The organism is Saprospira grandis, assembly GCF_027594745.1.
Taxonomy (GTDB): Bacteria; Bacteroidota; Bacteroidia; order Chitinophagales; family Saprospiraceae; genus Saprospira; species Saprospira grandis.
In genome coordinates this window covers 65580-91142 of sequence record NZ_CP110854.1, presented here as the reverse complement: position 1 = coordinate 91142, position 25563 = coordinate 65580, and the positions used below count along the sequence as shown (strand labels likewise).

Genomic DNA, 25563 nt, shown 5'->3' with positions numbered 1-25563 from the left:
AGCGCCTCGGCTGAGGGATGGATAGCAGTGGCCCGAAGGGCCAGACCCAGGCGGCGCAGCCGCCGCAGGGCCGAGCAGACCTGCGAGCTGCGACACAGCCCGACCCGCCCGTAGGGCGGGGCAGCCCCAAAACAAAAAACTAATTATTGCCCATCAAGAAGAAGTGAGGAGTCGCCGCAGTTCTTCTCAAAGCCTAATTTTGCCCATGAAAAGCCCTTTTTAACCGACGGCAATGCCTATCTTAGGGGTAAGCCCCAAAAAATCCATCTAAGAGAAGTAGACGTATTATGTGACAACGAACAGATTTAGCCTATGAATAAGAAATATTTGAAATGGGAGTTTTGGCCTTTTTGGTTTTTTTATATCCCGGTCTATGTGGTCTACCTTTGGTACAGCCTTAAGGCTCGTTCTATGACCTTTTTTAGTGCTACGAATCCGGCGATGTATATGGGTGGTTTTGTGGACTACTCGAAGTATGATATTTTGGAGCGTTTGCCCGAGGAAGTTGTGCCCAAAACCTTGCTTTTGCCTAATGAAGACCCGCTTTCGGTGGCTTTGGCGGCTGTAGCAGAGGGGCAGTTTAGTTATCCGCTCATTTTGAAGCCCGACAAGGGGGAGCGTGGTTTTGCGGTGGCCAAAATTGACAATGAAAAAGAGTTGCGGGAGTATTTGGCCGAGCACAATCAGTTCATTTTGATGCAGCGTTATGTGGATATGCCTTTGGAGTTTGGGGTCTTGTATTATCGCTTGCCCAATGAAGAAAAAGGGCAGGTCAATTCTTTGGTAGAAAAGAGTTTTTTGACCGTAGTTGGGGATGGTGTTTCTGACCTAAAAACCTTATTTGAGACTTCTGAGCGGGGGCAATATTATTTAGATGTATTGCTCAAGGAATATGCCGACCGACTTGATGAGGTCTTGCCCAAAGATGAGGCTTTGCGTTTGGTAGAAATTGGAAATCACTGCCGTGGCACGGCTTTTTTGAATAGGAACAACTTGATTACAGCAGAATTAGTGGCTTCATTTGACCGAATTTCTAAGCAGATTGATGGCTTTTACTTTGGTCGCTATGATTGTCGAGCGGCTTCTTTAGAGGACCTTTATGCGGGGAAAATTCAGGTCATGGAGCTCAATGGGACCAACTCGGAGCCTGCGCATATTTATGACCCAGAAATGCCAATAGGAGAGGCCTATAAGTTCCTCTTCAATCATTGGAAAATCATTTATACGATTGCCAAGCAAAACCATGAAAAAGGCATTCCTTATATGTCTTCTATGGAGGGCATTAAGGTGACTCGAGAGTACTTTAAGAAGCGAAAAGAAGGGGCAGAAAATACCCAAGAGGCGGTGATTGACTTTTAAGCAAAAAGGGCGCAGGGAAATTTCCCTGCGCCCTTTTTTTGGTCCTTTTGATTTAGAATTGATCACTTTTGGCAGAAGCCCCCAGTTCCGCTAAAATATCGGGATGAGGAATCTTTATATCCACGATCAGGCCGCCTTTGGACGCTTCAGAAAGCTGGATGCTTCCACCTTCCTTCTGCAAGACCTTTTCGAGCAGGGCCAAGCCAATACCATGGCAGGGCTGGCCATTTTTGTCCTTATCTTTTTCTGAGAAAAAGAGTTCTTTGGCTTGTGGCAGGGCTTCTGCTGCTATGCCTACTCCATTATCTGTAATTTTTAGATGGTATCCTCGGCTAGTTTCTGATAGATTGATATTGATCCAGACCACATCTTGTTGGGCAAAGCGGCAACTATTATCAATCACTTCATCGACTAAAAGCTTGAACAACTTTGGCCGATAATAAAGCGAGGGCGGCATATTCCACTCCAAATGTGCTTTTTGGCCATAAGCCAATTGAAAATGCTGCTGAATAGGCAAAAGCGGAATATCTTTGAGATCTTCCTCTAGGTATTTATCGGCATGATTATAATTCCAGAGGCCTTCTAGCATTGATTTTAGACGGTCGGCGGATTGCAAGACCTTTTCCATCATTTGCCGTTTTGTATCGGGCAGGGCCAATTTGCCATCAGAGAGGAGCAAACGGGTAACGCTAGCAATATTGCGCATAGGCGTTCGGAGGTCTTTGAGGGCCACTCTTGCAAATCGCTCTAATTCGGCATGTCGTTTTTGTTCTTTGGCCAGGGCTTCTTCTACTTCTCTTTGTTTTTTGCGCAACTCAAATAGGCGCATGACTTGGCGGCCCAAAATTTCGAGCGCCTGTTTTTCTTCTGCTGAAAATGTTCGGGGCGTTTCATCGAGTACACAGAGGGTCCCCAAAGGCAGCCCTTCTTTGTCTAGCAAGGGCACCCCAGCATAAAAGCCTAGATTGAGTGGGCCAGTCACCAGAGGGTTATCCCAAAAGCGTTCGTCTTTTTTGGCATCCTCCACGACAAAGACCTCGTCTTGCAAAATAGCATGCGCACAAAAGGCTAGATCTCGATGCGTTTCTTCAGCTTCTAGGCCCTTTTTGGCCTTAAACCATTGTCGGTCTGTATCAATCAGGCTAATAATTGACATAGGCGTGCCGCAAATTTTAGAAGCCAAATTGACCAAGTCGTCATAGTCTTGTTCTGCTAAGCTATCTAAAATATTATAACTATCAAGAGCGGCCAAACGGGCGGCTTCTTGTTCATGTTTTTTAGCAGGAATCATTCTTGTTCTAATTAGTCTAGCCTTGGGGATAGCTAGCGGGTCGGTTAATTAAGGGTAGGTTATTGTATATACAACTATTTGAGCAATTAGTTGCTTTACTTTTTTCTTTTTAACTTACCTTAAGTTTTTCTTCTCTGTAGATGCCAAAGCTATAGCGGGGTCACAAAAAAAGAGGAGAGAATATTCTGCTTGTTGGTTTTTAGTGTTGGTTTTGGGGGGGGCTTGTTATTTTGTTTTTTAACATTGAATGTTCTTATTGCTGTGTTTTTGGGGCCTCCGCTGCGGCTTCGCCTTGCGGCGCTACGTTTCGGGGCTCGCTGCTCGCTCGGCCCTGCGCGGGCTGCGCCCGCTGGGTCTGGCCTTTGGCCACCCCTGCACATCGCTAGGCCGTTTGGCCTTCGGCCATGGCGGCTTTGCCGCCTGCTGTTCATCGCCTAGGGACAAGCCCCTAGGCTAATCCCATGGAGTCAGCCCTAAAGGGCCTCAAATTATGATTTACGGCTTTGCTCTGTTGTGATTGCAGAGAAGGGCCACATCCAAAGGCCCTCGCAGAGGGCTGTCTGAAAAAGCTAGCCTAGGGGCTTGTCCCTAGGCAGCAAAAGAGGCGCACACAAAATTTTAAACGCTCTCCTTCTGTAGTCTCTGATTTCCCTTACTAGTCCCTCAACTTTTTCTCGGGTCTTAAAAAAAAAAGGGGGGAAGAAAGCATCTTTTAGTGGCTGGGTAGTTTTGGCCCATGGGCTGAAGCCCATGGTTGTGGGTCTGAGCAAACTGGCGGGCTGAAGCCCTTGTTTGCTTAAAAACGGAAAAGAATTTAGCTCCAAGAAAAAAAACAACAGCCAAACTACAACCGCCAAGAAAAATCCCCTCGAATGAGGGGATGGCAATTTTTTCGATAGCCTAGGGCCTTGGCCCTAGGGGTCCTATGAAATTTATGGGGGAGAAAAACAAAACCAAACTACCGAAGAAAAAATAACCCTTGTTCAAAGCGGTAGAGGATTTTAATCCTCTCCGCACTACAGATGTAGAATGGGGTTGTTGTATGGCTGTGGGTTTCAACCCACAGGTATATATCCATCCTACAGGCCCGAAGGGCCGCAGGCCTAGGGGCCTGAAAGGGGGCCGCGCAGCGGCAGACCCAGCCAGCTTGCTGGCGCAGGGCCGAGCAAACCTGCGAGCCCTGCAAGGGCCCGGCCGCCGAAGGCGGCAGGCCCCAAAAAATAAAAACACAAAATTTCAGGCAGTCCTATTTTATGCCGTTAATTGGAACTTAGCGCTAGGATTATTCTTTAAGGGGAGAGAATAAATAACAACTAAAAAAGTAAGAAATATGGATGATGATTTTTATCCCTTAATTGATCGTGTGATGGCACTTTCTAAGGAGGAATACCGAGAAAAAGTCATGCAGCCTTATCCGCTAATAGATGCATTGAGAGCAGAACTAGGAGAATCGGCCGAAATTTATGACAACTTCGATCTTCCAAGGGTGAGCGCTTCTATTTATCACCCCACATTTAAGTATGGGGAATTAGAGATTAACTATAGCACGACTATAGTCATTTCTAAACTAGTGGATGTAGTACGCCTAACGTTTAATTGTACTGTAAAAAACCCAGATCCTAAGGCTTGGGATAAACGGATTGACACAGAGAGTTACTTTGAATACTTTACCCAAGAACAATTTGATTTGGACGAAAAACTGACTGCATTTTTTGATCAGCATGGAATTCGAAAATTCACTTTCAGGGAAGAGATATATGTTATCCCTGAATTAGATTTTGTTCATGAGGGGATGAAGTTTTTTGGTGGACAGCCTAATGCAAGGATGCTGTTTTTTGAAAACTTTTTCGATTATTTTAAAGATTTATAGGAATTAGAGTACTCAAAAAAAGCTGTTGCCTTCGGCCATGGCGGCTTGCCGCCTGCCATTCATCGCCCCTAGGCTACAAAAAGGGAGAACAAAAAATTTTAAACACCCTCAAAAAAAAGGCAGAAAACCAATTGGTTTTCTGCCTTTTCAATCATCTTAAGCGCTAGTTAGAGGCTAGCCAAAATGGCATCTAGGTCCAACTCTTTTTTCAGTTGATCTACGGCTTTTTTAGCGGCTTCCATGCCTGCTTTTAGTTCTTCTAGACTGAGGCTAGCGGTAGCATCTGCTGCATTGGCGCCAGAAGACTGGCTGCCTAGGCGCTCGGCCAACTTTTCTAGCTTGGGCAATTGGGCCGCAATCATATCTTTATGGCCCTGCAAGCGCTCCTGAATCGGTTTTTTGCTATTATGAAAGGCATTGATAAATTGCTCTACCTTTTCAACGACATCTTGCGTAAAACTCAAATCAGTTTGCTGGCTTTCGCCCTTCTTGAGGCGAGCCGCCAATTCCTTGACCTTGTCAAAGTCTGATTTAATTTCTTTAGAGCTATCTACCAAAGCCTTGAGCTCTTCTTTAAGCGCCTCTTTTTTGGCCGCTTTGGCGCTGTCTTCTGTTTGGGCCTTGGCCTCTTGCTGCTCCTCTAGTGCAGATTGGTCCATAGAGGCAGAGGCCGCATTAGAAGCTTCTGCCGCACCAGCAGCTAGCTTAAAGCCCAGTTTGGCCATATTGAACATCTGCTTGCCCATTTTTTGGATCTGTGCCACCTTGGCCATTCCCTGCTTGGGCATCACATTGATCTCTTCCTGGCCATCAGTTTCACTCACAAAACAATGCCCCACCAAAACATTTTTCTTGTTGTCTTTAAGGCGCTGTTTAATTTCTTTTTTCCACTCAGGCGTTTGCTTGCCCGGCAAAATAATCATGGTCTTTTTCCCTTTCTTATCGGCAAACTCAAAGTTGGTCAATACCACAAATTCTACAGGCTGCTCTGGCCCTTTGTGCAATTTCTTTAAGCCGTTAAAAAGAAGACGTACCACCTTCTTATAATCATTAAAGGTGAGGGTCTTTAAGTCCTCTGGCTTGATTTTACTAATTTTCAACATAGGTTCTTAACTATTAGGTATTTTGGCTCAGGATTTCGTTCTAAAATCCTTTGCCCTAAATATACAGAAAAGGGACTAAAATCAAACGTTTTTATAGGCACAAAAAAAAGAGGCTGCTCCTATTCGGAACAGCCTCCCCTAAAAACCCAAACAAATAAACACAAAGACAATACAAATGTACGGATCAGATTTTAATATGCAAACTATGGGCAGTTTTTCTTCAAATTTTAACACTTTTAGGACGGTTTTTATTACTAAAAGGGCTAAATGCCCCATTTTGGGCCAAAAAAAGGAGCAGATGAAAACATCTGCTCCTTTTTAAATTTTCGCTTAGCGATAAATTTTTTGTTGATTGAGCCAACGCTGGTAGGTCCTGGCATTTCGGCCATGCTCTGCCGAGTTTCGGGCAAAGGCATGTTGGGCGGGCTGCCCTTCTTCTGGTGGTTTGGCACAGAAAAACCAGTAGTTGTGCTTTTCGGCCTTCAAAACGGCATCTATGGCTTGGCGAGAGGCCATGCGAATAGGGCCGGGGGGTAAACCTGCATACTTATAGGTATTGTAAGGCGAATCAATTTCGAGCATCTCTCTAGTGACTCTTCGGATAGAAAAATCGCCTTGGGCAAAGACCACCGTGGGATCGGCTTCTAGTTTCCAGCTTTTGCTTTTGAGCCGATTGAGGTAAACGCCAGCAATGCGGGCCTTTTCTGGTCCATAATTACTTTCTGCATCTACAATAGAGGCCAAGGTATAAACCTCTGCAGGGCTCAGGCCAAGGCTGTCGGCTAGGGCCAGGCGGTTGTTGCTTTCCCAAAACTTATTGTGCTCTTTTTTCATTCGGTCTACAAATTCTTCTGGCGAAATATTCCAGTAGAGCTCATAGGTGTTGGGAATAAAAAGCGTCATTAGCGTTTGCGGATTAAGCTGATTCTGGGCCATAAAGTCGGCCTTTTGCATGGCTTCCCAATAGGCCAAAGAATCATAGGCTAGTTCTTGGCCCAAAAGACCCGCTAGCTGTTGGGGCAAACGCAAATTATTAAAGGTAAAGCGAACAGGCGACTGCCCTTTTCTTAGTTGAGCAAAGAGCTGGTAGTAGCTGCTTAGCGTATCTTCTAAAATATAGCGGCCCGCCCGCCCCTTAAACTTCATTTTTTGGCCCACCCAGACAAAATTGGCCTTGTCCTTAAGCCAAGCTTTTTCGCTCAAACTGTCGGCCAGCTGCTCTAGACTAGGGGCCTCTTTTAGGTAAAGCGTAATTTGCTCTTTCTCTTTGGGCAAAGAGGGACCAAAAATGATTTGGTAGTAATAATAGGCAGCGCCAAGAGCCGCAATGGCCCCCAGAAAAACAATAAGCAAACTAATGCGGATAATCCGAGCAAGAGATTTTTTTTCCATGATAACTTGAGATGAAAAAATGCAATTTTGGCGTTTTGCAGGGCCGAAGGCCCGCAGGCTGAGGGATAGAAAGTGGTGCGGCCTAGCCGCAGACCTAGCAAAATGAGCCTAGCGAAATTTTGCGCAGGGCCGAGCAGACTTGCGAGCCACGACATAGCCCGACCCGAGCCGATTATTCATGAGGGTTTCCACCCTCATTTTGTATAAGTTCGCAAAGCGATACCGCTTTGCGCTGGGTTTCAACCCGGCGGAAGGGGCAGCCCCAAAAAATAAAAACCTTAGTACTGTTCTTTTTCGTTGGGAAAATCTTGGGTTTTGACATCCTTGATATAGCGCTGGGTGGCTTCCTTCATCATTTCATACATATTGAGGTAGCGGCGCAAAAAGCGAGGGTGAAAATCTTTGGTCATGCCCAGCATATCGTGCACCACCAGCACCTGCCCGTCTACATCGGGGCCGGCGCCAATGCCAATAATGGGAATGCTGACCGCCTGGGCCACTTCTTTGGCCAGTTGAGCGGGGATTTTTTCGAGAACAATGGCAAAACAACCCAATTTTTCGAGCAATTTGGCATCTTCTAGCAGTTTTTTGGCCTCGGCTTCCTTTTTGGCCCGCACACTATAGGTGCCAAACTTATAGATCGATTGAGGGGTGAGGCCAAGATGGCCCATAACGGGGACGCCAGCCGACAAAATGCGGCTAATCGACTCCGAAATTTCGCTACCGCCCTCTAACTTCACGGCATGTCCGCCCGTTTCCTTCATGATGCGGATGGTAGAATTTAAGGCCGCTTTAGAGTCGCCCTGATAGCAACCAAAAGGCAAATCAACGACCACAAAGGAGCGGTCTACGCCACGTACAACAGATTGTGCATGATAGATAATTTGGTCCAAGGTGATGGGGAGGGTGGTTTCATGGCCCGCCATAACATTAGAGGCGCTATCTCCGACCAATAAAACATCAATTCCGGCTTCATCGAGGATGCGGGCCATAGAAAAGTCGTAGGCGGTGAGCATAGAAATCTTTTCGCCTCTTTGCTTCATGGCGTGCAAAACATGGGTGGTTACTTTCTTGACAGGCTGATGTACAGACATAATTTGTATTCCTAGTTGGTGAATCCCAAAAATGAGATTTTTTAAAAGGATTACAAAGAAGTTAGGCCTTTGATTTATATATGAAGTTCTATATAGCCAGAAAAAAGGAGGAAAGCCTTGGCTTTCCTCCTTTGGGGCCCCTTTAGTTAAGGACCTAGGCGTTTTGGTAAACAGCGGCATAGCGGGCCACGTATTTGCCCAAAATATCAAATTCTAGATTGACGGTATCGCCTACTTTTAGCTGCTTAAAGCTGGTGTGCTCGTAGGTGTAGGGGATAATCGCCACCGAAAATTCATTTTGGCTAGGATTGACCACGGTCAAGCTTACGCCATTGATGCAAATAGAGCCTTTATCGACCAAAAGATGCTCGGGGGCAATTTCGTAGCTAAAGCGAAAATACCAACTGCCATCTACTTCTTCTACCGCAAGGCATTGGCCCGTTTTATCGACATGGCCCTGCACGATATGGCCATCTAGGCGGCCATTATAAGGCATAGCGCGCTCCAAATTGACGCTGTCGCCAATCTGAAGTTGGCCCAAGTTGGTCCGAATTAAGGTCTCTTCAATGGCCGTAACGGTATAGTTCTCTTGATTGCAAGCCACTACGGTCAAACAAACGCCATTATGGGCCAGACTTTGGTCAATTTTTAGCTCAGGCGCTAGGCGAGAGGCTACTTTGATATGCAAATTGCTCCCTTCTTTTTCTAGACCAATAATTTGGCCCGCATCTTCTATGATTCCAGTAAACATAATTGTTGTTTTTGTCTCTAACAGGGCAAAAGGAATAGAGTTTAGTCTTCTTTTTGCTGCGCTTCAATTTCTTCCTGCAATTTAGAAATAAAGATAGATAGGGGCCGAAGTTGGTAGTCCTTAAATTGCAAAAAGTGCACAAATTGGTTTTCAAAACGATTGATTAGGGGCTTTTCAATGATCTCTTCATTTTCTAGCAAGGGCCGCTCCTCTATGACTTCCTCAATGTAGAAACGAGTCTGCAAACCCAAATAGGGCGCTTCATGAAAATGCTCCGGAAAGCCCGTGCCGTATTTTTCTAGCATTTTGCCCAAGTAAAGGGTGGCATCATAACCCATATAGGCAAATTCTCGGGGCGCAATGCCATAGCGCTGCTTATATTTTTTGATAAAGGCCTTGGCCTCCCGACTATCTTCTTGCACAAAAAGGGCATCGCTAAAATGAAGGCGGAGGTTTTCATAGTAATCGTAGTTGATGCGCTCGTAGTATTTCCATTGCGGCATCCCAATGACTAAAAATTCATAGCCTTTGCCTTTTTCTACTCGATCTACCAAACTGTGCAGCTCTCTAAGGGCCGCAAAGACAAAACTTTCCGAGCGATGAGAGGGAATGATGATGATGTTTAGGGCATCTTTGCTCAGCTTTTTTTGAATGTTGGCAATGCTCAAACCATTGTTGGGCGAGAGGTAGCTCGGAATCTGAGCATCCAAATCATTTTTCCCCTTTTGATAGGCCGCAACTAGCTCGCGAACAGCATTGCTGTCTCTTTCTTGGCCCACAATCAGCAGGTTTTGCTTCTTAATGCGGTATTTTAGCTCGGCAGGGGTCTCAATGCCCTGGGCCAAAAAAGCCCCCATATGTTGGTAGTGTACAGGATAACCCGGATTGAGCTGTAGATAGAAAATGTTGTTTTCTGTTACGCTAGGGTTGTTGTTAAATGGCGAAACCACCATAATACCGCTGTCTCGACCAAAGTTGGCCGTTTTTTGTAGCAGTTTAGAACTCACCGGACCCAAAATGACATCCGATTGCGCCAAAGATTTACTCTTGAGCAGACTGTCAACTTTGCTTTCACTAGACTCTGTATCAAATACTTGTACCTTTAGGGCCAGCTTGGTTTTTTGCAAACTATCCAAAGCCAATTCTACGCCCTCATAGTATTCTACAGCCCGCAAAGAACGAAGCGGAATCTCGTTTTTATAGTATTTATTGGCCAAAAAAGGCAACATAATCGTCAAGGTATATTGCTCTTTCATTTCGGCCTGACGCATCTGATTGGGATTGCCCTCATAGATTTTTCCCGCATAATCAATCCAACCCAAGGTGTCTTTGATAATCGGCTGCTGCCCAATTTTTTTATACTCTACAATGATTTGCTTAAACTGCGATTCTTGCAAAGTATCCTGCCAAACAATGGTGTCGGGCTTGATGTTGCGCAGACTATCTCGATTCGTGATTTCTGGCTTGTAGCCATTATCGACAATGGTTTTTGCGGTATCCTTATTGGTCCGAACGGTTTCTAATTCATCCGTTCCGCCCCCTCCTTTCAATAAATGACAACTATCCAAACCCAATAATAGGCCCAGGGAAGCGAGCAGTAATGTTATTTGCTTCAAGTTCATAAACGTAGTTATATATAATCAATAGTTTGATGGGCTAAAGGTACAATTTTTTGCTATTTTTTTGGGGCCTCCGCTGCGGCTTCGCCTTGCGGCGCTACGCTTTGGGGCTCGCAGGTCTGCTCGGCCCTTCGCAAAATTTCGCTACGCTCATTTTGCTCGGTCTGGCCTTCGGCCACCCCGCCGCATCGCTAGGCCCTTCAGCCCTTCGGGCTTCAGTCTGGCCTGACGGCCATTGCTGCCGCATCGGGTACTCCCTTTGGTCGTCGAGCTGCGGACTAAAGTCCTTGCTGTGGCCAGTCGCTTCGCTCCTTGGGGCCAGCTATAGCTTTAGTCCATTTTGTAGGGCCAATAGCAGCAAACTCTCCCCCAGTTGTTTATTGAGCTGCCCATTTTGGACCAAAGGGACCTCTAGCAGCCGGGCGCGTCCTTTGCCGCTGGCAAAGGGCGCAGAGCTCATTTTTGCTCGGCCCAAAGCGGCCGGATAAATGAGCCAGCCTTCTTCGGCCTCCCACTCTTGCTGATAGCTGTAAATTTGTCGCAAGTCTTGCTCGCTAGGTAGCCCTTGCTCTAGTAGTTTCCACTTAAATTCCATTAAAATTCGCCGACCATGGGCATCTTCCCAGCAGCAGTCGGCCCGCAGTTTTCGGCTTTTCCAAAAGGGCTTTTCTGCCTGAAAGGAGAGTTTCCAGTTTTTGGGACAAATGGCGCTCAAACTAGCAGCCAAGTACTGTTCAAATAAAGGGGGCATGGGCAATAAAAAGCTCCAAAGCCAATTTGGTCCTTTTTGGGCCGATGGCCGCAGACCACTAAGGAGCAGACGAGCCAACTCAAAAAGAAGTTGGGCCTTGGGGTTTGTAGGCGCATAGGCCGCCCAAAGAATGCGCCTAGGGCGAGCTGGGGCCGCTGGTAGTTGCGCTAAAATATTTTCTAGCTGCCATTTTTCTTTGGGGGACAAGCCCTGGGCAGCCAGCTCCTTGAGGGTCCAGACCAATAGCTGCAAAAAGGGTTGGGGCCTTTTGCTGCTCTGCCGCATATAGGGCCAAAGTTTGGCCGGTGGCTGCAATTTAGAAAAGTGAATTTGGCCCTTCCAGTTTTTGCTGCGGCGGCCCTGCCGCCCTCCCTGATACTCTTGGGGTCCCTGCCAAAATTTTTCTAGCTCGGCCAAAAACTTCTGCCGATAATGACTGAGCCAGGGCCCCTTTTCGCTAGCTTGTTTGGCCCAGCTTTGCCAATGCGCCAGTTCTTCGGCCTGGCTATAGGCTAGCAGATCTTGCAATATCTGCCGATGCTCTTTTTGGTTTTTGGTTTGGGCTTTTTCTAGCTTGGGCAAAATCTCTAGACAAAGCTGCTCCGTTTCGACTAGGCCCACAAAGTTGCCCCAACGCAATCCCTGATGAAGAGGAAATACATAGGGCGACCCTAGCTGCAAAAGGCTTTGCAGTTCATCGGAGCTGAGGTCTGCCCCCAAATAGAGGCGATCCTGCTCAAAAATTTGAATTTGTTTTTTGCTAGACACTATTTCAATAAGGTCTGGGCCTCTTCTGCAGTGAGCTGAATGCAGTCGCCAGCCTGCATATTTTCAGGCATTTTCCATTGGCCAATCTGATGGCGGAGCAAACGCAGGGTGGGAAAGCCTATGGCAGCGGTCATTTTACGGATTTGGCGGTTTTTGCCCTCTCGCAAGCCGATGCGCAGCCAGCTGGTGGGAATATTGGCCCGAAAACGCACAGGCGGATCCCGCTCAGGTAGGGCGGGCGGCTGCTCCAAACGCTCTGCTTTGGCCGGCAAGCAGGCATAGCGCTTCTTAGAGGGGAGCTTGATGGATAAACCGCCCGCCCGCAACTTTTCTAGATCTTCCTCCTGAGGCTCGCCCTCTACTTGGACCAAATAGTAGCGCCAATGGGCATTTTTTGGGGCCAATAAACGAGTTTTGAGCAGATTGTCATTGCTGAGTAGCAAAAGGCCCTCACTATCGGCATCCAGACGGCCAACGGGATAGACGTCTTTGGGAAAACCTAGCTCGAGATGGGCCAAAGTGATATGATCGGGATGCTCTTGCGTAAATTGCGAGAGCATGCGGTAGGGCTTGTATATAATGTAGTAGGACTTGGCCATAAGATGAATATTTTGCAGTGTACAGGCCCGAAGGGCCTTCGGCTGAGGGATAGATAGCAGGGCCGCGCAGCGGCAGACCAAAGCGCTGAAAGCGCTGCAGGGCCGAGCAGACCTGCGAGCTGCGGCATAGCCCGACCCGCCCGCAGGGCGGGGCAGCCCCAAAAAAAATTAAATAGAGACCTTGGCCTTAATATGGGGATGGGGATCGTAGTTTTCTAGTTGGAAATCTTCATAGACAAAGCTAAAGAGATCCGTTTTTTCAGGGTTGATCTTCATCTTGGGCAAGGGACGAGGGGCTCTTGCTAGTTGTGTTTGGGCCTGCTCCAAATGGTTTTGGTAGAGGTGCAAATCGCCAAAAGTATGCACAAAATCGCCAGCTTCTAGGCCCGTTACCTGCGCCATCATGAGGGTCAGCAGGGCATAGGAGGCAATATTGAAGGGAACGCCCAAAAAGGCGTCGGCGCTGCGCTGATAGAGCTGGCAAGAGAGTTTTCCATGGGCCACATAAAACTGAAAAAGGCAGTGGCAGGGAGAGAGGGCCATCTCTGGCAAATCGGCTACATTCCAGGCCGAAACAATAATGCGTCGGGAGTTGGGATTGTTTTTAATCAGCTCAATAGCCTGCTGGATTTGGTCAATGCTCTCGCCCTTATGGTTGCTCCAGCTTCTCCATTGTTTGCCATAAACGGGGCCCAATTCTCCATTTTCATCGGCCCATTCGTTCCAGATGCGCACCCCATGTTCCTGCAAATAAGCGACATTGGTATCGCCTTGGAGGAACCAGAGCAGCTCGTGAATAATGGACTTGAGATGGAGCTTTTTGGTGGTCAGTAGGGGAAAGCCTTCTTGCAGATTAAAGCGCATTTGGTAGCCAAAAACAGAGCGGGTACCAGTGCCTGTCCTATCGCCTTTATCTACGCCCTCCTTTAAAATATGATCGAGTAAATCGAGATAAGCTTGCATTAAGCGAGTTTTTCTTTTAGTTCATCAAAAGAGAGGAGGCCCAACTGTTCTTTTCTGTTAGCTTCCATCACTTTATATTCAAAAAATGGATTTTGAGGGGGGGCAGGCGGGCCCTAGGGGCTGCGTTTTTGACAAAATGCCTACGCCCCAATCGCTATCGATGCAGCAAGACTGAATGCTCTGCTCTTGTCTCCACTTAAAAAAGGCCTTCCAAGTGGTGCCATTCCAGTAGCCTCTAGCGGGCGAATGATGGTAGGCATAATCCTCTCGGGCATGGTATTCTGTGGGCGGATTACAATCGTGTAGAACAACAAAGCCATGCGGTTGAATAAACTGTAGGGCATGCTCAATATCGCGGTCCACCTGTTCGGCTAGGTGCAGGCCATCAATAAAAATGACATCAAAGCGATGGTTTGGAGAAAGGACTTTTCCTTGGGCCAACTGCTCAAAAAACTGGTCGCTAGTGAGCTTAAAATCTACGGGATTTTCTTCAAACTCGACACCGGGATCTACACTATACTTATTTTTAGCCTGAATGAGGTTAAAGTTGTGATCGGGATTGCGCACCCCAATTTCTAGGTATTCGCTAGCCGCATTATGCTTGGCCGTTTGGGCCAATAGATAGTTAATAATATCTGTTCGGCTAGGCGTTTTGGCCTTTTCTCGGTCGCTTGCTCTTTGTCCCTCTGCCTGATAGGGGTTATCGATCAGTTGTTGCTTAATGCTTTTCAGGTATTTTTTCATAGGAAGAACATTTAGTAGAGTTCATTAAAAAAGGCAGGACCGATGTAGATCCTGCCTTTAGAAGGAGAGAGATGCAAATTAGAGAATCAACATAGCGTCTCCATAGCTATAGAAGCGATATTTTTGTTCTACAGCCTGACGGTAAGCTTCCATCATCAGGTCGTAGCCACCAAAGGCACAAATCATAATCACTAGGCTAGATTTGGGCAGGTGGAAATTGGTAATCATGCAATCGGCAATACTAAAGTCGTAAGGCGGATAGATAAAGCGGTTGGTCCAACCCTCTGCAGGCTTAAGCAAGCTATGAGCAGAAACAGAAGACTCAATAGAACGCATAGAGGTGGTTCCTAGAGCACAACGGCGTTTGCCTTGCTTGATGGCCTCATTAACGGTATCACAAACGGGCTGGCTAATCTTGAAGTACTCAGCGTCCATTTTGTGCTTAGACAAATCTTCTACCTCAATATTGCGGAAAGTACCCAAGCCAACATGCAAGGTCAATTCAGCAAATTCTACTCCTTTCAATTCCAAACGCTTCATGACCTCATGGCTCATGTGCAAACCAGCAGTTGGTGCGGCTACGGCCCCCACTTCCTTAGCATAAATAGTTTGGTAACGCTCTGTGTCTAGCTCCTCTAGATCGCGCTTGATATACTTGGGCAAAGGCGTTTGGCCCAATTTGTAAAGCTGTGCGCGGAACTCTTCATTGGGGCCATCATACAAAAAGCGAATGGTCCGCCCTCTAGATGTAGTGTTGTCTACTACCTCAGCCACCAACAATTCTACGCCATCTTCATCATTGAAATACAGCTTGTTGCCTACCCGGATTTTACGTGCAGGATCTACCAGTACATCCCAAAGTTTTTGCTCTTCATTGAGCTCTCTCAACAAGAATACCTCAATTTTGGCCCCTGTTTTCTCCTTTTGTCCATACAAACGAGCAGGAAAAACCTTGGTGTTGTTCATGATAAATACGTCTCCATCATCAAAATACTCAATGATGTCTCTAAACTGACGGTGTTCAATTTTTCCGCTATCGCGGTGCACTACCATTAGGCGCGATTCATCGCGGTTCTCTACGGGATATTGTGCAATTAGCTCCTGTGGGAGGTCAAAGTTAAACTGAGATAGTTTCATAGTCGTTACGGCTCCTATAAAATGATAAAATAAATGGGTGCTAGACCCAAAGCGCAAAGATAAAAATCTATCTCGCTTTATTGCCGCCTTCCAATAGTATTTTTTTTGATGGGGAGGATTTGGGGCCCGCGGCCAGCAAAGCTGGCCGCCGCTATGCTGCGGGGCTCACAGGTCTGTTCGGCCCTGCAGCCGCCTGCGGCGGCTTTGGTCTGGCCTGCGGCCACCCCTCCGCAGCGCTGGGCCGTTTGGCCTTCGGCCATGGCGGCTTCGCCGCTCTCCCTAGCCCATTAGCTAGAAAAAAAATGGTCTGAAAGAGTTGCATTGCGCTATTCTTTTTCCAGCAAACGCTTAGATAGGATCCCCCAGCCTATTAGCTAGAAAAAAAATGGTCTGAAAGAGTTGCATTGTGCTATTCTTTTTCCAAGAAATGCTTAGATAGGAGCCCCCAGTCCATTAGCTAGAAAAAAAATGGTCTGAAAGAGTTGCATTGGCCTATTATTTTTCCAAGAAATGCTTGCCAACAGTTGTCAAGGACCTATTGTTGGAAAAAACTACTTCTTGACAATTATTTACTTATTCTTTTTGTGCAGGGAAGAGGGCAGGGGCTTGAACAAAAAAACAGCCTCCTTTTTCAAGGAGGCTGTTTTGAAGACCTATCTCTAGGGCCTAGATATAACCGAAGCGCTTGGCACGATCGGGATATTTAGCAATACAAAGTTGCTTTACAGATTTGCCAAAAGGCATTTGGAAGTGCGGCTTATCGACAAAGCCTTTCCAGTCGCCACCCCACTCAAAGCCAAAACGCTTTCCTACGGCAGCAATTTTGGGCCAGTCGCAGTTCCAAATGGCCTGGCCATTTTTAATTTCTACCACATCAATGGCTAAACCGTAGTTATGGTAACTTTGTCCCCCTTGGGCCTTAGTTACATTGCCTTTTTTATAAAGGGCATCTTGTTCGGCCACAGTGCGTAGGGCAGAGGTAACACGCAGCTTAATGCCCAGCTCTTGTTCTACCGTATTGATAAAGCCATAGGCGGCTTTTTGTACCCGAGCATCAAGGGTTGGGATTCTGTTGTTGGTATGCTTGTCCCAAGTTTTATTGGCGCCTCGGTATTCCTCGGCCACAGTGGTGTTTTCTGTTGTTTCTTTGGTGCCTGCATCGGCTGCGGTGCCAGCTCCAGCAGGAGTATTAAGCTTTTGGCCCACTTGTAGTTTCGACCATTTTACGCCAGCATTGACCTCAGAGAGGGCATCGAAGCTAATGCCGAGTTTTCCAGCAATTTTATAGCCCGTATCGCCACTCACTACCGTATAGCTACCCATTTGAGGAGTTTCCTCTTTGGGGGCTGCGGTTTCGGCGGCTTTGCTGCCTGGAACTTGTAGTTTTTGACCCACTTGCAATTTGGTCCAAACTACAGCAGCATTTGCAGCAGAAAGCTCATCAAAGCTAATGCCTAGCTTTCCAGCGATTTTATAACCTGTATCGCCAGCTACTACGGTGTAGTCGCCGCTGCTGCTATTGCCTTCTTCTGTGGTGGTTTCTTTATCGTTGCTGCTCGTTTCCTCTGTAGTTATTGAGCTGCTATCTTCGCTTGAGCTGCTGTTTTCTTCGCTGCTAGCTTTATCGTCGCCGCCCTCGCTATTGGCTTGTTTTTCTACACCAGAAACGGCTTGGCGGTAGGCATCATCTGGAGACATGCCTTTAGCGATATTGGCTTCATAGCTGGCTTTGGCCTCATTGAGGGCCAAAAGGAAATCTTCGGCGGTAATATGTGCGCTATTTCCTCCTTGTTTATCGTAGTAGCTTCGGCCAGTATCAGGGCGAGCGATAGAGGCCCATTCTTTGGCCCCATCCATCTGGGCCGAAAAGGCATCTCCTTGGCCCATAATATAGGCGCGAATAGCGGGACGTTTCTTGCCCATTAGGTAATCGCTAAAGAGCAACTCTTGAATATCGGGAGAGAACTTAGTCGAATCGGCAATATTGAGTTTCTTAACGCCTTCGGCCAAGGTAGTGGGAATCATTTGGTATTTACCCACGGCAAACAATCGTTGTTGGTCATCTCCCTTACGGGCTTGGTCCGCCTTAATTTCTGCAATAGTCATTTTGACCAACTCTCTGGGGCCAACAGGGCCCAAAATTTTATTGCCTTGGGTCCCGCGGTTATAGGCATTATAGCCAGCGGCACCGCTTTCTCCACCCTGAATAATGGCACTTACTGCCGTAGAGGGGGGACCAACGGGAATTTCTCCTCTTAGGCCCTTAAGGGTTTTTCCTCCTGGGTCTACACGACCATCGGGCTTTTTAGTTCCTAGTCGGCGTTGGAACAATTTGATCGCATTGGTTAGGGCATTGTCTGCCTCGCCAGTGACTTCAATTTTAACGCCTTGGGCCTTTAGCATAGCTTGAACGGCCCGAACATCTTCGGTCTCATTCTTTCCGCCTTTACCCACAGAGCCCTTAATATCTTTTTGGATAGGACCACTGGCAGCGGCTTCCTCTTTGGGGCTGCTGTTCTCCTCGCTACTGGCGTTTTCGCTACTACTAGCGCTGCTTTCTTCGCTGCTGCTACTGCTTTCGCTACTACTAGCGCCGCTGAGCTGTCCCTGAATTTTGTTAATGAGTTGGCCAATTTTATCGAGAACGGACTGTTCTTCTTGGTCAATCTTGCCATCATCGCTTTTAAAAAGCGTCTTGAGGCTTTCTAGATTCTTATTATACTTCTCTAAAAGTGCTTGTAACTCTGCTTTCTTCATAATAATGTGCTGTTTAATATTTTGGCGATGCTAATATATTAAAAAAGCTCAAAAGAAAGTGCTAGGCAGTTAACTTATTCTAATAGAAATCGGCCCCCTTAACAACTTAAGGGGGCCGAAGAAGGCCGCTTGTCTGAAAGAAGACCGTTGAGCGGATGAGCGATGCGCAGCAGTGGCCGCAGGCCAGACCAAAGCGGCGAAGCCGCTGCAGGGCCGAGCAGACCTGCGAGCTGCGGAGCGTAGCGACCCGAGCCGAAGGCGAGGGGCAGCCCCTAAAAAAAACTAAATAGCCACTAACTTTCCGGCTTGCAATTGATAGTTTTCGCCAGTTTCGGGACAGCTAGCCTGCCCTTGCTCATTGAGTTCTAGGCGGTGGCCAGCTCTAGACATCCAGCCGACTTGTTTGGCGGGATTGCCCAGCCAGAGGGAGTAGGCGGGAGCGTTTTTAGTGAGAACAGCTCCAGCGCCCACAAAGGCATATTGGCCCAAACGGAGGCCGCAAACGATGGTCGCATTGGCGCCAATGCTCACGCCTTTTTCTAGGTAAGTGGTTTTGTATTCTGCTTTTCGGACGATGCCCGCCCTGGGGTTGAGCACATTGGTAAAGACCATAGAGGGGCCCAGAAAAACCTCCTCTTCACAGATCACGCCCGTATAAATAGAGACATTATTTTGGACCTTACAGCCTTGACCAAGTTGGACCTCATTGGCCACAAAAACATTTTGGCCTAGGCTACAATTTTTGCCAATAATAGCGCCGGGCATCAGGTGGCAAAAATGCCAAATCTTGCTGCCTTCGCCAATTTGAGCGCCAGGATCTACGATGGCGCTAGGGTGGATAAAAGTAGACATTACCATCTGCGTTTTTCGACGGAAAGCTGGCTGGCCAGCAAAAAGATACCAATAATACTAAGGAAATAAAGGAGGTCGCGGCTATCGACTAGGCCCCGACTAATAGAGGCATAATGAAAGCTAATGCCGAGGGATTCTACGATGGCATCGGTTTGTCCGAAGAAAATGGGCAACTTGCTAATGCTGCCAAAGGCATCGTAGAAAAAGGCCGAGAGAAAGAGGCCCAAAATAAAGGCGACAATTTGGTTTTTGCTCAGGGTAGAGGCAAAAAGGCCAATAGCGGCAAAGCAGGCGCCGAGGAAAAAGAGGCCCAAATAAGAGCCCATACTTGCGCCAATGTCTAAATTTCCTTTGGGGTCGCCCAGCTCATAAATCGAAAAGAAATAAATGAGGGTAGGCAAAATAGAGAAAAAGACCAGAAAGAGGGCTGCAAAATATTTGCCCAGCAAAATCTCCCAATCTTTAAGCGGCCGAGTGACCAACAGCTCAATGGTTCCTGTTTGGATTTCCTCTGAAAAAGAGCGCATCGTAATGGCGGGAATCAGGAAAAGGAAAATATAGGGTGCCATACTAAAAAAGCTATCGAGGCTAGCATAGCCGTAGCTAATCACGCTATAATCTGGAAACACCCAGACAAAAAGGCCGGTGCCGAGTAAAAAAACGGCAATGGCAATATAGGCAATCAGCGAGCTGAGAAAAAGGTTAACTTCCTTCTTGAAAATGGTCCACATAAATTAATCTTGTTGGATATAAACAGCTTTTCGGTCGTTATAAATGAGTAAAATCTTAAACAATTTGTCTTCGTATTCTTCTGTTTTGAGGGCCTCTAAAGACTGTAAAAGTCCGGGGTCGTCCTTAATCCAAGCGCGCAAATTTTCATAGGTAAAATCGGTCTGCTCGCCCGTTTCGAATTGCAAGATACGTTCTTTAGAGCTAGGTTCTTTATTGATGATCGTTTTTTGCCCAACGGCTTGGCCCGAAAAAGGGTCGTAGATCGTCATGGGCAACTCATGCTCCTTAAAATAGCGGTAATAATAGTAAGAAATTTTACCAACTACATGCAAATGGACCAAATAAGGCGGGCCCTTGGGCTGCTCTACTCGGATATAAGGCTGATTCCGATAGGCAATCCCCCAAATTTCTCCCTGAGCATCAAGCACTTCCCAGCTGGCCTCCGACAACAACAATAAATTGCCATCTGGAGAAATGGATTGGGCCCAGCTGCTGGTATCGGGCAAGGGAAAAGCTGGCTGATTGGCCTTAAAATCTTCCCATTGGCGATATACACCCGCCTCAAAAACTGTATTCTGACTCAATCGCTGAGCGGCCAACTGCTGGCCCAAAAAAAGTAAAAAGAACAAGAAATATTTATACATACTATAGAAGTGTTTTTTGTTTTGAAAATTTGGGGCTGCCCCTCATTGCATTCGGGTCGGGCCATTGCGCAGCTCGCAGGTCTGCTCGGCCCTGCAGCCCTTCGGGCTTTGGTCTGCCGCCTTTGGCGGCCCTGCTACAGCCCCTCAGCCGCTTCGCTTCGCTCGCCTGCGGCGGCTTTGCCGCCTGCTAGACGCAAGAAAAATCCTTGCCTATTTCAAAACGGCAGTAAATTACAAAAAGAAGAGAAAAGGACCAATTTTGCCATGATTTGCCCTTTTAGAGGAATATACTTTGGGTATATACTGTAAAATTGGCTAGTTTTACTACCTTTGTTAGGTACGAAAAATTAAGGCTTGTTAATTAACAATAAGCTAATAATAGAAAAGGGGAATAGATAGCTGCAAAACGTATTTTCGCAGCCTAAATATATACCTCATCTAACTACCTTTTCGCAAATCATATAATTACTTATGCGACATCTCTACTTAGCACTTTTATGCTTACTTGGCTGGCAGTTATCGGCCCAAACAACAATTGCAACTTATGATTTTGAGGCGAGTCCAGCCGCACCAGCTATGACATTCACTCCGACAGGAGGTGGCGTAGCTACGGCTACAGGACCTTTCCCTGCTGGAGAGCCCAGATATGTAAGTGGCACACAAGGCTATGAGTATAATGATGAATCAGGAACAGCCTTGTTTACAGGCATGAATACTACGGGCTACACCAACATTGACTTTAGCATTCGTTTGGCTTCTTTTGCTGGAACTGGTGGAAATGGTGCAGATGGTGCAGACAATGTAGTTGTTGCTGTTAGTACTGATGGCGGAGCAACATGGAGTGATGAGTTAGAAATTTCTGGATCTAGTAACTCTCAGTGGTCATTTTCTGGTGTAGATCAGGCTACTGTTGCCTATGATGGGGACAATTCTGCTGCAAGTTTTTCTTCTTCAGGAGGTTTAGATTATTCTACTTTACAAATTACAGGACTTCCTTCTGTCAGTGATTTGCAAATTCGTTTAGAGCTTGTAAATAATAGTAATAATGAAATCTGGGTGATTGAAGATGCCTTACTAGAAGGGGATGTTGCGGTAGTTTGCCCGCATACGGTAAGTGCTTTTGCCCCAACTTCTGGCCCTGCTGGCACAGAAGTAACCATTACAGGAACTGGCTTTACTGCTGCTACCACAGTCAGTTTTGCTGGCGTTGCTGCTGCTAATATAACTTTTGTAGATGCCACTACACTTATTGCTACCGTACCCACAGCCGCAAATGATGGTCAACTGACGCTTAGCGAATCGGCTTGTGATATTACTACCCCTTATAGCTTTACATACTTAGAAGAAGTGGGAAGCTGTGCAGGTACACCTATTTTTACAGACCTTATCATCTCTGAGGTTTACGATAATAATGGCGGCTCTTTGGGCTATATTGAGGTTTACAATGGTACCGCTAGCCCTATTGATCTTTCAGACTATGAGATTCGCCGTTATGGTACCCTCACAGCAACAAATGTTTCTTTTACTTTTGACTTTCCTGCAATCACTATCAACCCAGGTGAAGTATTGGTTGGTCGCGCCAGTAGTGCTACAGGAGGAGTGGAAGATTTTATTTTTGCAGGTACAACAAGTGGATATAATGAAGATGACCGCTTAGAGTTAGTACATGTTCCCTCTGGAACTGTGGTAGACGATTTTGAAGATCAAGTTGTAGGTGCAGTTGGCTACCTATATCGTAGAAATACTACAGTAACAGGTCCCAACCCCAACTTCGACGCTTCAGAATGGACCACGGCAACCTCTGGCGATGTTTCTGACTTGGGAACTTTTGCTGCTCCCGCAGGCCCGCCCCTTACGCCTCCCACTTTTAGCACTCAACCCTCAGATGTAAATAGCTGCGAGCTCCTCATGGGCGTAACTGCTAGCGCAAATAATGGCGGAACCCTAACTTACCAATGGTACTTTAACGAAAATGATGGGGCTGCTACGGGCTGGACAGCCGTAAGCGCAGCCGCTTTTTCCAATGCCACTACGGTAAGCGGAGAAACTTCTGATGTTTTATTGATCCAAGGTAATTTGATCGATTATGATGGCTATCAGTTCTACTGCGAAGTCATTGAAGACGGTAACTGCGGAAGCCTAACCGAAGCCGCTCAGTTTAATATCGGTAGCGAACGCTTTTTCCGCTCTGCCACTATTGGTTATTGGACCGATGTAACGAGCTGGGAAATGGCTCCCTCTGCCGCTGGCCCTTGGGTGGCCGCCTGCGATTATCCCCGCTTCGATAATAGCGATTATGTACACATCCTTAATGGTCACCTCATCGAGCTCGACCAAGATATCGAGATTGACCAATTGGTGGTAGAAGCTGGGGGAGAACTAGTGATTCCCGCAAGCCTTCAACTCCGTATCCAAGAAGATACTGGGATCGACTTCCTCCTAGAAGGTACCCTAGAGGATCATGGCGCTGGCGGAGGAAATGGCATTAACTTCCAAACTGGCGCAAGCTGGGAAATGGGCGCTAATGCAAGAATTATCAAAACGGGAAGCAGCACCGTTGCCGCCTACCGAGATAATTATGAAAATGGTATTTCTACTATCCCCGCTACAGCTCACTGGCATTTCCGCTACGCCAATAATGGTACTGTAAGTGTAGTCACGAACAATATGTTCTATCCCAACCTCTATATGGAGTCTGTTAGCGGCGATTATAGCTTTGCTGGCCTCTCGGAGAAATTTAGCGGTAGTGGTGGCTTCATGACCGTTAAAGGCGATATGCTGGTCGGAAATACAGGAACTGGGGCCGTAGAGGTGTTCAATAGCAATACGAATGCTAGCCCCATGCAAATTTTGGGCGACCTGATTATTGGTGGAAACCCCAGCGCTTCTATCTCTAAACTAGAAAATAACGACGGCACTACTGCCGGTACAGGTATGGAGGTTTTTGGTAGCCTCTTGATTAACAGCAATGGCCTCCTCGATTATGACGATCCCAATGCTAGCGCTATTGGCCTTTTCCGCCTGCATGGCGATTGGTTAGATGATGCCGCCAATAACGGTTTTGATGAAACTCATGCGGTGGTCGAGTTTGTCGGAAGTACAGACCAAACCATCATCAAAACAAATGCTGGGGCCACCGAAAGCTTCCGCTTTGTTCGCCTGATCAAACCCGCAGGTTTTCTGATCAACAACTGTAGCGATATTTATATTGATGAAGAAATGGATTTTCAACAAGGTATCGTTTTGGGCTCTGCCTCAGAAAGAGTATATTTTGATGTAGATGCCGCCGCTATCAATGCCTCAAATATTAGCCATGTTGATGGCCCCGTACTTAAAGAAACTTCAGGAACTGGAATCGACGCCTTTACTTATCCCACCGGCGATAATGGCATTTATGGCGCAATCGGTATCGAAACCGCCGTCAATACAGGCGAGTTTTTTGTGGCCCAATACTTTAATCAAGGCTACGGAACTTATAACCTCAATACCGCCGAACTAGACCAAGTTTCTACAATCGAATACTGGACCCTAGACGAGGTATTTACTGGAACTGGCGCCTCTCTTTTTGTTACCCTACACTGGGGCCCGCATAGCCAAGTACTCGATCTCAACGACTTGTTGGTGGGCCATTACTTTACACAAGCCCCCAGCATAAGTAACCAATGGGAGTCAGAAGGTAATACTTCCCTAATGGGAACGACCACTTCTGGGAGCATTACCTCTGATGTCGTCACTAGCTTTAGCCCATTTACTCTTGCCTATGTAGTAGACCAACTCCTTCCACTCCTAGATTTTACCGCTCAAAAAGTAGATGAACAAGCACTACTCTCTGCCACTGTAGCCAACGAACATGCTGGCGATGAATACTGCTTCGAGCGTAGCCTAGATGGTACCAATTTTGAAACTATCGCCTGCTTTACGGCCCAAGAAGATTTGGCCCAAAATACTTACAATACCCTAGATGAGCAGCCCGCTGCTGGCTATAATTATTACCGCCTCCGCCAAAATAATGTAGACGGTAGCCAAAGCTATAGCGATGTCAAGGTGCTTTATTTTGGAGAAGCTAGCGGAGAAACTAAACTCTTTCCCATTCCCGCCAATAACCAAATTCAACTAGAGTTGCCAAGCAATCTTGCCGGCTACCAAGCCGAAATTATCGACGCTTTGGGCCGCGTTTTGCAAAGCCAAACAATTGCCCCGCTTCGCCTACAATATAGCTTTGACCTCAGCAATTTGGCCGCAGGTCAATATATTTTGCGCCTAAAAGCCCCCAACGGCTTGGGCCAAAGCCATAAGTTTACCGTAGAAAAATAACGGGAGCTTTAGCTAATAGGAAAAGGAGTTAGTACGCTATCGTGCTAACTCCTTTTTTCTTTTGGGGCTGCCCCTTCCGCCGGGTTGAAACCCAGCGCAAAGCAGTATCGCTTTGCGAAGCTATACAAAATGAGGGTTAAAACCCTCATGAGTTCTTGGGCGGGTCGGGCTGTGTCGTGGCTCGCTGTTCGCTCGGCCCTGCGGCCTAACGGCCTTGGTCTGCGGCTTCGCCGCCCCACTTTCCATCCCTCAGCCGCGGCGCTGCGCGCCTTTGCAGGCGGCTTCGCCGCCTGTAGACCGCAAAAAATAGCCGCTGCATCCGCAGCGGCTATTTTTTATTCTTCAACTTGTTCCAACAACCACTTAATAGCTTCCTCTCGATCAACAAACAGCCGAATGGGAATATCTGCATGATTCAATTGGATGAGGAAGTTGCCCAATAATCTAGAAACCGCTCCAGAAATCAGCACAGCTGTGGCCCGAACACAGGCTGGGGGACCTTCATTAAATTGTTTGCGGGCCTCTGCACTGCCGCCCTTAATCTGTCGAATATCGGCCAAATGATAAACGGCTTGCCCACGAGCAGCAGCCATTCTGGCCATCGTCTGATCAATTTCTTGGGCATCTTTTGTCTCTACCTTATAGTTCTTGCTAACGACCTGCTCTAAAATAGGCTGTCCATAGGGCCAGTAAATATAGCCAGAGGCCAATTCTATTTTTTCTTTTTTATAATCTGTTGCTTGCATCTTCTAGGCGTTTATCTTTTTTGCTAATTGGCCCAATGCCTTTTTCTTGACCTAGAGACGGAGCAAAGAGAAAGAAG

The 25563-nt window shown here is 46.9% G+C and carries 19 protein-coding genes; 3 read left to right on the top strand and 16 right to left on the bottom strand.

Annotation, left to right across the window (positions count from 1 at the left end; translation table 11 throughout):
• Positions 1-312: 312 nt before the first annotated feature.
• Complete coding sequence (locus OP864_RS00365) at positions 313-1359, top strand: ATP-grasp domain-containing protein (protein WP_270099348.1); 1047 nt, start codon at positions 313-315, stop codon at positions 1357-1359.
• Between the two features lie 52 nt (positions 1360-1411).
• Here OP864_RS00365 and OP864_RS00360 read toward each other — a convergent pair whose 3' ends face one another.
• Complete coding sequence (locus OP864_RS00360) at positions 1412-2650, bottom strand: GAF domain-containing sensor histidine kinase (protein ID WP_270099347.1); 1239 nt, start codon at positions 2648-2650, stop codon at positions 1412-1414.
• Positions 2651-3980: 1330 nt separating this feature from the next.
• Here OP864_RS00360 and OP864_RS00355 point away from each other — a divergent pair.
• Positions 3981-4520, top strand: coding sequence for a hypothetical protein (locus OP864_RS00355; RefSeq protein WP_270099346.1), 540 nt, complete (start codon positions 3981-3983; stop codon positions 4518-4520).
• A 167-nt stretch (positions 4521-4687) separates the two neighbouring features.
• On the opposite strand, the gene OP864_RS00350 is transcribed toward OP864_RS00355, so the two are convergent.
• The 14 genes from OP864_RS00350 to OP864_RS00285 all read right to left on the bottom strand — a co-directional run bounded on the left by OP864_RS00350 (position 4688) and on the right by OP864_RS00285 (position 20426).
• The gene (locus tag OP864_RS00350) at positions 4688-5623 is read right to left on the bottom strand and encodes a hypothetical protein (protein WP_270099345.1); all 936 of its coding nucleotides are present in this window, start codon (positions 5621-5623) and stop codon (positions 4688-4690) included.
• Between the two features lie 330 nt (positions 5624-5953).
• Complete coding sequence (gene mltG / locus OP864_RS00345) at positions 5954-7015, bottom strand: endolytic transglycosylase MltG (protein ID WP_270099344.1); 1062 nt, start codon at positions 7013-7015, stop codon at positions 5954-5956.
• 278 nt (positions 7016-7293) lie between these two features.
• The gene (gene panB, locus OP864_RS00340) at positions 7294-8109 is read right to left on the bottom strand and encodes a 3-methyl-2-oxobutanoate hydroxymethyltransferase (RefSeq protein ID WP_002660578.1); all 816 of its coding nucleotides are present in this window, start codon (positions 8107-8109) and stop codon (positions 7294-7296) included.
• 154 nt (positions 8110-8263) lie between these two features.
• Complete coding sequence (locus OP864_RS00335) at positions 8264-8860, bottom strand: riboflavin synthase (protein ID WP_270099343.1); 597 nt, start codon at positions 8858-8860, stop codon at positions 8264-8266.
• Positions 8861-8901: 41 nt separating this feature from the next.
• Positions 8902-10482, bottom strand: coding sequence for a type 1 periplasmic-binding domain-containing protein (locus tag OP864_RS00330; RefSeq protein ID WP_270099342.1), 1581 nt, complete (start codon positions 10480-10482; stop codon positions 8902-8904).
• Positions 10483-10801: 319 nt separating this feature from the next.
• Entirely contained in the window at positions 10802-11998 is a 1197-nt protein-coding gene (locus tag OP864_RS00325) for a 5-methylcytosine restriction system specificity protein McrC (RefSeq protein ID WP_270099341.1), read from the bottom strand.
• Positions 11998-12597, bottom strand: coding sequence for a pseudouridine synthase (locus tag OP864_RS00320; RefSeq protein WP_270099340.1), 600 nt, complete (start codon positions 12595-12597; stop codon positions 11998-12000). The genes OP864_RS00325 and OP864_RS00320 overlap by 1 nt, the downstream gene beginning before the upstream one ends.
• Positions 12598-12765: 168 nt before the next feature.
• Positions 12766-13560 (bottom strand): thymidylate synthase, encoded by a 795-nt coding sequence (locus OP864_RS00315; RefSeq protein ID WP_270099339.1) that lies wholly within the window; start codon positions 13558-13560, stop codon positions 12766-12768.
• 78 nt (positions 13561-13638) lie between these two features.
• Positions 13639-14304: a class I SAM-dependent methyltransferase gene (locus OP864_RS00310; RefSeq protein ID WP_270099338.1), complete on the bottom strand. Its 666-nt coding sequence runs from the start codon at positions 14302-14304 to the stop codon at positions 13639-13641.
• A gap of 78 nt (positions 14305-14382) precedes the next feature.
• Entirely contained in the window at positions 14383-15441 is a 1059-nt protein-coding gene (queA, locus tag OP864_RS00305) for a tRNA preQ1(34) S-adenosylmethionine ribosyltransferase-isomerase QueA (RefSeq protein WP_014373092.1), read from the bottom strand.
• Between the two features lie 666 nt (positions 15442-16107).
• Complete coding sequence (locus tag OP864_RS00300) at positions 16108-18198, bottom strand: LysM peptidoglycan-binding domain-containing protein (protein ID WP_270099337.1); 2091 nt, start codon at positions 18196-18198, stop codon at positions 16108-16110.
• Between the two features lie 282 nt (positions 18199-18480).
• A complete protein-coding gene (locus OP864_RS00295) occupies positions 18481-19050 on the bottom strand; it encodes an acyltransferase (protein WP_270099336.1) in 570 nt (189 codons plus the stop codon).
• Positions 19050-19781: a gliding motility-associated ABC transporter permease subunit GldF gene (gene gldF / locus OP864_RS00290; protein ID WP_014373086.1), complete on the bottom strand. Its 732-nt coding sequence runs from the start codon at positions 19779-19781 to the stop codon at positions 19050-19052. Before gldF ends, OP864_RS00295 begins: the two co-directional genes overlap by 1 nt.
• A gap of 3 nt (positions 19782-19784) precedes the next feature.
• Positions 19785-20426 carry a hypothetical protein gene (locus OP864_RS00285; protein WP_270099335.1) on the bottom strand — a complete coding sequence of 214 codons (642 nt, stop codon included), beginning with the start codon at positions 20424-20426 and terminating at the stop codon, positions 19785-19787.
• A 471-nt stretch (positions 20427-20897) separates the two neighbouring features.
• Here OP864_RS00285 and OP864_RS00280 point away from each other — a divergent pair, with 471 nt between their 5' ends.
• Entirely contained in the window at positions 20898-24740 is a 3843-nt protein-coding gene (locus OP864_RS00280) for a lamin tail domain-containing protein (protein ID WP_270099334.1), read from the top strand.
• Positions 24741-25075: 335 nt separating this feature from the next.
• Here OP864_RS00280 and OP864_RS00275 read toward each other — a convergent pair whose 3' ends face one another.
• On the bottom strand, positions 25076-25486 hold the full coding sequence (locus OP864_RS00275; protein ID WP_270099333.1) for a DUF7793 family protein: 411 nt from the start codon (positions 25484-25486) through the stop codon (positions 25076-25078).
• Between the last annotated feature and the right edge of the window lie 77 nt (positions 25487-25563).